This window comes from Mesorhizobium sp. M7D.F.Ca.US.004.03.1.1, from assembly GCF_003998635.1.
Taxonomy (GTDB): domain Bacteria; phylum Pseudomonadota; class Alphaproteobacteria; order Rhizobiales; family Rhizobiaceae; genus Mesorhizobium; species Mesorhizobium loti.
Window position 1 is genome coordinate 1 of sequence record NZ_RZQG01000717.1, and the last position, 3,152, is coordinate 3,152.

Genomic DNA, 3,152 nt, shown 5'->3' on the forward strand with positions numbered 1-3,152 from the left:
ACCCCGAACCGCTTCAGCTGATCGGGCCGCCACCAACGGTTGCGGCCGCAATCGGCGCACTCGACCGAGATCGAGGCGACGTGCGCGATCACTGGTTCCCTGCCCGGCAATGCCATCGCCCCTCCTCGCCTTTTGTTCCTGATTTGTTCGCATATTCCTGCGTTTTGCGCCGGGAGTCGAGTCGCAGTTTCCAAACAGTCCCAAAAGTTTTTCTTCTACCAATGTTTGAGTTATGCTTATATCAACTCGCAAGTGTGAGTCGGGGACTCAAACCCACCGCCACATCAAGCCCGGGAGTGACGATGGACGCCGCCGATTTCGCCCGCGCCTGCGGTTACACCGGCGACAGCCCTGCCCTCCTCGAAGCCTTCGAAGCCATCCGCCGCAACGGCATCACCCACGCCCGTCAGGATCATGTCAGGCGCAAGGCGGTGATCGACGAGCTGAAGCAGTCGGAGGCGCTGTTCTTGGCGGCGATCGGCCCGGCACTGTCGGCTGAGGAAGCCATCGAGGATGCCGCCCGCGTCATCGCCTGCTGGCGCAACATGCCGCGCTGGCGTCAGGAGCGGCGCCTGCCCGACCTGATCAGGGCCAAGCAGCAGCGCCTGGTGGCGCGCTACTTCCGCCGCCATGGCCACAGGCTCTGGGCAAGGGAAGCGGCGCGAGGGCTGGACCAGCCAATTGCGGGTTCCATCAGCCGTTTTTTCTTTCTAGAGTGCACCCGGGTGGCTGATCGTTCGACGTGCATAGTTTGGAATGTTCAAGACTGCCCGTAGCAGATTTCAGACCTGGATAACGGCCGGCGCCGGAACCATCGCCGCCCTGTTCGTCGCCGGCCTGATGGGGGCCTTCGGCGCCCTGCCCGCTCACGCGCCGCCGCAATTGCCGCCCGATGCCGCCATCGATGCCGGGCGCTGGCGGGTCCAGCCGGTGCGCGCCTATGTCAGCCGCGCCAAGGTCTATGGCGTGCCGCTGAAGCCCGGCCAGAAGGCGCTCGTGCTGGAGGCCGACATGACCAACCGCACTGCGCAATCCGACAAGGCCTATTTCAATGTCTTCACGCCGGACGGCCTCGCTTTGCCTGACGGCCTGCCGATGATCGCGCTGACCCGCGATCAGACGCTGACGCCGGAACTGCATCCCGGCATGACCGAGCGCATGGCCTATGTCTGGCCACTTGCCGGTGACGCCATCGTACCGGCAAATCTCAGCTTCGGCATCACCGCCGAAATCTTCAAGCCGCGCGACAATCTTTACGGCACACCCGGCTGGTTCAATCCCACCCGGCTCGGCACCGTCACCTTGCCGGTCGCCGACCTGCCGACAGACTCACTGGGAACCGGCTCATGAAGATCCGAGCCATCGGCAATCTCCTGATCGTCGCCGCCACCGTGGCGCTGAGCTACGGCATGCAGGTGTCGAAGCCGCATTATGCCGAGCTCACTGCGCCTATCCCGATCGATGGCGCCATGCACGACACGGTGCGGGCGCGCAGCTTCGATGTCCGCCTCGACAAAGTGGTCTTCGCCCGCACGCTGAGGACCGACCAGTTCGGCCAGACCAGGGTGCTGACCACGAGCGGCCTGTGGGCGGTGGTGACGACCAATCTCACCGCCACCAGCACCTCCACCACGGTCGCCGACGGCACCTGGCAAGGCCGGACCGGCCTGCGCTACCACCAGACGGAGCGGCTCAGCTTTCGCCAGGACATGCCGCCACATGCCGTCGATCCGGGTTTGGAAAGAAACGGCCTGTTCGTATTCGAAGTGCCGCCGGACCAGATCCGCGGCGCCAGCCTGCTGGTCGCTGCGCGCCAGTTCGCTCCGCTCGACGCCCAGGCCCGCATCAGCCTCGACGCATTGCCGACCAGCGCCGATGGCCAGCCGGCAGAGATCTTGCCGCAATACGATCTCGACGCTGCTGTGCCATCAGTTCAAGGCAAGTCATGAGCGCCGTCTCGACCGACATCGAACCAGCCGGCGACGCCCGGCAGGCCGAGACAAAATGGCGCCGGCGCGGTTTTGGCGCACTCGCCATCCTGCTGCCGCTGACGCTGGCCGAGATAAGCTATGACAGCGTCCGCGAATGGCTGCACGGCGAAGACCTCGTCGCCAGGGATGTCGACTTCGGCCAGTCCATGCCGTTCGGCGGCAGCGACTGGCGGCTGGCCGATTTGCGCGGCGGCAAGGCCGGCCGCTTGCCTGAGCACGCCTTCGCCGTCATCGCCACCTTCGCCGTCACGGTCGGCGATCCCGATCTGCAAAAGCAGTGGCTGGGCTGCAAATTGATGCTGACCGATGCCACCGGCCGCCGCTGGCTGCCGGATTTCATCTCCGGCGTCAGCCTGCCGGATGGCGTGATGAACTGCACCTCGGCGATCTTCTCCGGCGCCAAGAAAGGCGACGTCATCACCGTCGGCGAAACCTTCATCGTGCCCGAAGATGCCGTCAAGACCATCCGCCCAGCCGTTGGGCTGGGTAGCGAGCGGCCGTGGTATTTGCGTTTTCAGAGGCCGCCGAAGTGAGCCGTCCAGGGCCTGGGTTCCTCGCCAGCTATTTAGCCACCTCACCAATCGCCCCCGCCCCCTTCGCCATCGAAAACGCCGTCTCCAGCGCGGCGGCGAGAAAGCATATGCGCAGCGGCTCGATCAGGACGCCGGTGGAGGAATCCTGGAACGGGCTGCCGAACAGCAGCGTCACGCCGTGCGAAAAAATCTGCCAGACGTCGAGCTCGTGCGGACCGATCAGCCGCGTCGCACCGAGCCATGGCCACGCAGCGCCCCAGTCGAGCAAGCGGTAGCCGACGACCAGCGTGCACAACAGCATGAGGCTGGAGCTGACCGTGAGCCGCACCCCGTTGGCGATCGGCAGATAACGCGAGCGATAGCCCGCAATGAAATGCTCGACGAAATCGCGCAGGAATTTCGGCAGGCCGGCATAGCGCTGGCCGGCGCGCTCCAGCCGGCCATGCACCCGCATCAGCGCAGCATCGTCGCGCACGTCATAGCCATAGATCAGCGCCGCCATCACCAGCCAGATCAGCGGCAGCAGCATGAAGAAGAACAAATTGATCGCCACCGTCGACGGCGCGATGGAGGTGATCTCGACCGGCACCATGGGCGCGGCTCGCGGCTGGTGCGGATGATCACCCTG

General features: G+C 65.1%; 4 protein-coding genes and 1 pseudogene. 4 read left to right on the forward strand and 1 reads right to left on the reverse strand.

The window, feature by feature from the left end; all coding sequences use genetic code 11:
- The first annotated feature begins 302 nt into the window (after positions 1-302).
- The 4 genes from EN935_RS28560 to EN935_RS28575 are packed head-to-tail and all read left to right on the forward strand — an operon-like array spanning position 303 to position 2,524.
- Complete coding sequence (locus EN935_RS28560; protein WP_245489075.1) at positions 303-776, forward strand: hypothetical protein; 474 nt, start codon at positions 303-305, stop codon at positions 774-776.
- Complete coding sequence (locus EN935_RS28565) at positions 757-1,350, forward strand: hypothetical protein (protein ID WP_127265992.1); 594 nt, start codon at positions 757-759, stop codon at positions 1,348-1,350. Before EN935_RS28560 ends, EN935_RS28565 begins: the two co-directional genes overlap by 20 nt.
- Positions 1,347-1,949: a hypothetical protein gene (locus EN935_RS28570; protein ID WP_126069880.1), complete on the forward strand. Its 603-nt coding sequence runs from the start codon at positions 1,347-1,349 to the stop codon at positions 1,947-1,949. The genes EN935_RS28565 and EN935_RS28570 overlap by 4 nt, the downstream gene beginning before the upstream one ends.
- Positions 1,946-2,524, forward strand: a complete 579-nt coding sequence (locus tag EN935_RS28575) for a hypothetical protein (RefSeq protein WP_127265993.1) — start codon at positions 1,946-1,948, stop codon at positions 2,522-2,524. Before EN935_RS28570 ends, EN935_RS28575 begins: the two co-directional genes overlap by 4 nt.
- Positions 2,525-2,552: 28 nt before the next feature.
- Here the strand turns inward: EN935_RS28575 and EN935_RS28580 are convergent.
- Positions 2,553-3,152, reverse strand: a pseudogene (locus EN935_RS28580) (hypothetical protein); the annotation flags it as partial.